3 protein-coding genes are annotated in these 3,727 nt (G+C 37.0%); 1 reads left to right on the top strand and 2 read right to left on the bottom strand.

Annotation, left to right across the window (positions count from 1 at the left end):
* Positions 1 to 233: 233 nt before the first annotated feature.
* A complete protein-coding gene (locus tag AFK68_RS06340) occupies positions 234 to 698 on the top strand; it encodes a universal stress protein (RefSeq protein WP_094672042.1) in 465 nt (154 codons plus the stop codon).
* A gap of 190 nt (positions 699 to 888) precedes the next feature.
* Here AFK68_RS06340 and AFK68_RS41125 read toward each other — a convergent pair whose 3' ends face one another.
* Together AFK68_RS41125 and AFK68_RS06335 are read right to left on the bottom strand one after the other, a co-directional pair.
* Positions 889 to 1,473 carry a DNA gyrase C-terminal beta-propeller domain-containing protein gene (locus AFK68_RS41125; protein ID WP_371357259.1) on the bottom strand — a complete coding sequence of 195 codons (585 nt, stop codon included), beginning with the start codon at positions 1,471 to 1,473 and terminating at the stop codon, positions 889 to 891.
* A gap of 230 nt (positions 1,474 to 1,703) precedes the next feature.
* On the bottom strand, positions 1,704 to 3,660 hold a 1,957-nt coding region (locus tag AFK68_RS06335; protein WP_246844031.1), incomplete at its 3' end, for a DNA topoisomerase (ATP-hydrolyzing) subunit A.
* Between the last annotated feature and the right edge of the window lie 67 nt (positions 3,661 to 3,727).

Here is a 3,727-nt window from a genome sequence, read left to right as displayed (position 1 = left end):
TGATTCCCCGCAACTTAATGCGCGGATTGCTATACCATATCCGGATAATTAGTGATAAAAACACTTCTTTCTCCTAATAGATTCTTTTCTCCTGACTCCTCTTGTAGGAAATTTAATTTAGAGTAGATAAGAGTAATATTTATACTTAAATAAGTCCTAAAATATAGCTTTTTTTTTGATCATTGGGATAGAATAATTAGTATCAGTCAAAATAATTAACTTTTTACTAGATTATGTATCAAAAAATTCTAGCAGCAATGGACACATCGAAAGTAGGCGATGAGGTTTTTGCCACTGCTATTAACTTAGCAAAACTCAACAATTCCGAGCTAAAACTATTGCACGTCTTATCACCAGAAGAAGAAGATAGTCCAATTAGTTTTGGAGTAGTTTCTAGGGAGTATAATAAAGAATTGATTGCAAAATATCAACAAAAATGGAAAGATTTTGAACAAAAATGTCTAGAATTTTTGCAGTCACGGGCTAACGAAGCTATAAAAGAAGGAATAAGCACAGAATTTGTCCAAGCAGAAGGTGTACCTGGCAAGCAAATATGCAAAGTTGCCGAGGAGTGGGATGCAGAACTAATTATTATGGGACGCAGAGGACATTCTGTTTTTAGTGAACTGATGATCGGTAGCGTGAGCAGTTATGTAATTCACCGTGCTAAATGTTCAGTATTAGTTGTGCAGAACTAACTGTGATGTTTGATATCAAATCCGGTAGCATCGTTACAATTCACGCTCTGTAGGGGTTTGGTCTCCAAACCCCTACTTTTCTTGTGTTTTGACAATGACTAACGGTAGAATCTTATTTTGCTGCAAAGCAAGGGGATTTGATATTAGTTGAAAGTATTCAATTAACTTATAACTGATAACTGATAACTGATTAATAACTAATCACCTTAATAATTCTTTCCTTGGCACTCAACTTCAGCAAGCGATCGCCTTTATCGTCCAGCCCATAAACTTTTACCGCACCAGCAATCATTCCAAAGACTCTACCATCAGTTGTCAACATCTGAACCAAAACCTCTGAATTACTAATAACTATCCCTGCCAAAATATCAGTTTGTTTGGTAAATTGAAAGGCATTTTGACCAATACCACCACGATTAGCTACTCGCAAATTAGCAACAGGAATTTGCTTACCATAACTCTGTTCAGAAAGTAACAATAAATTACTTTCTCCATCCAAAGTCACACAACCAACTAACTCTTCTTGTTTCCTTAATCTAGTTGCTTGAGAACCTTGAGCGGTACGCCCCATTAATGGTAATTGTTCATCATCTATTTCTAATCTTAATAATCGCCCACCAGAAGTTGCTAAAACTACTTGTTCTCCAATTTTACCCAGATTAGCATAACGTAATTCATCATCTTCTTTAAGTTTAATTACTGTTACACCACGATTTGTTAACTCACTCAAATCAGACAAAGATAAACGTTTAATCTTGCCATTTTGAGTCAACATGATTAAGTCTTTATTTTCCTCTGCTTCATTTAAAACAAATTGAGCCACAATAATGTCTCTACGAGAATCCGTAATTTCTTTTGTTGCTGATGGTGGTAATAAAGTTACTAAAGGTACACCTTTATTTTCATTTCGTGTTGTTGAACGGTTAGAAGCAGAAGGAATATCATTTACTTTCAGAGGATATGCTTTACCAGTACGAGTTAATAATACTAAAGTTTTGTCAGTANTTGTTGCTGATGGTGGTAATAAAGTTACTAAAGGTACACCTTTATTTTCATTTCGTGTTGTTGAACGGTTAGAAGCAGAAGGAATATCATTTACTTTCAGAGGATATGCTTTACCAGTACGAGTTAATAATACTAAAGTTTTGTCAGTAGTTGCCTCAATTATATTAGTAGTAAAATCCTCACTATTGTTAATAGTAATATCAGATTTTTTATTAATTTGATGTTTCTCAAATCCTTTAGCAGGAACTCGTCTGATATATCCTCTGTGGGTAAATTCTATAACAACTTTTTCTGTTGGTGGCGGTGTAGCTTCTAAAGTCAAAATTTGTGATTCAACTGTTGTACTTTTTGATTTTCTACTTCTACCTTTGGTTGGTCTATCTGTTTCTTTATTAGCAGTTTCTTGATTACTTTTCTGTTTAGAAATAGATGCAACATTATCTGTACTTTTAGATTCTGCTCGGTCAATAATTCGAGTACGTCTAGGGTCGTTATATTTCCGTTTTAGGGTTCGCAATTCTTTTTTAAGCGCTTTGAGTAGTTGATGGCGATCGCTCAACAAATTTTCTAACTCTTGTATTTTCTGTATTAGTTCCTCATATTCTTCCTCTAATTTTTGTTTCTCCAAACCAGTTAGTCTCCGCATTGGCATTGCTAAAATAGCATCAGCTTGATTTTCACTTAAACCCAAATTTTCTTGAAAGCTAACTTTAGCAGTGGTGCCATCAGGTGCATTTCTGAGAATATCAATTACTGTATCCAATTCTGTTAAAGCAGTGAGCAAACCTTCCACAATGTGACATCTAGCTTGAGCTATTTCTAACTCATGGGTGTAGCGACGGGTGAGAGTCTCTTCCCTAAAATTCAGAAATTCTTGTAAAAGTTCTCGCAAAGATAATTGCCGTGGTTGCCCATCAACCAAAGCTAGCATAATTGCACCAAACTTAGAAAGTAAGTCAGTATGTTGGTAGAGATGATGCAGTACAACACTAGGGTCAACTTCACGTTTTAGTTCGATGACAACTCTAATACCAGAGCGATCGCTCTCATCCCGCAGATCGGCAATACCTTCTATCTTGCCAGCATTAACTAAGTCTGCTGTTTTTTCGATCCAACCTGCTTTATTAACTTGGAAAGGCAACTCTGTCACCACAATAGCTGTTTTTGTGCGTCGTCCACGAGCTGTGGGAACTTGCTCTATAGTAGCTACACCCCTGATAGGGATGCTACCTCGACCCTTAGTATAAGCATCAACAATTCCATCTGTGCCCACAATTTCTCCTCCAGTGGGAAAGTCTGGCCCAGGAATTAATTGAAATAACTTTTGATCGGAAACATTCGGATTGTCAATTAAGGCAATGAGGCCATCTACTACTTCTCCTAAATTATGTGGTGGAACATTAGTTGCCATCCCTACGGCAATCCCAGAAGAACCATTTAGTAATAAAAATGGTAGTTGTGCAGGTAATACTTTAGGTTCTTGCTGAGACCCATCAAAGTTGTTGGTAAAGTCAACTGTAGCTTCACCAATTTGGGTCAATAAACCTTCATTACCAATAGATGCCAAACGACTTTCTGTGTAACGCATGGCAGCAGCGGGGTCATTATCAATAGAGCCAAAGTTGCCGTGGCCATCAAGTAATGGATAACGGGTGGAAAAATTTTGAATCATCCGCACCATAGCATCATAAACAGCTTGGTCACCGTGGGGATGATATTTTCCCAGAACGTCTCCAACTACCCTGGCGCATTTCCGAAATGGTCTATCTGGAGTGAGACCAAGTTCGTGCATAGCGTATAATATTCGGCGATGAACTGGTTTTTGTCCATCCCTAACATCTGGCAGAGCGCGGCCAACAATCACACTCATGGCATATTCAAGATATGATTGTTGCATTTCGATATGGAGTGCTGTAGTAATAACTTGTCCGGAAAGTAAATTTAATTGTTTGGCCATGAGTTAGTTTTTAGATTAAGAAGTATAAAAAATCACAAATAATATTTTAGACTTAGTGTGTAAATGT

This window comes from Hydrocoleum sp. CS-953, assembly GCF_002260545.1.
GTDB lineage: Bacteria > Cyanobacteriota > Cyanobacteriia > Cyanobacteriales > Microcoleaceae > Trichodesmium.
The sequence above is the reverse complement of the archived record's forward strand: the minus strand, read 5'-3'. Positions and strand labels throughout refer to the sequence as shown.

Coding starts and splice junctions, on each gene's coding strand:
- AFK68_RS06340 (WP_094672042.1), top strand. CDS start 234: ATGTATCAAAAAATTCTAGCAGCAATGGACACATCGAAAGTAGGCGAT.
- AFK68_RS41125 (WP_371357259.1), bottom strand. CDS start 1,473: ATGTTGACTCAAAATGGCAAGATTAAACGTTTATCTTTGTCTGATTTG.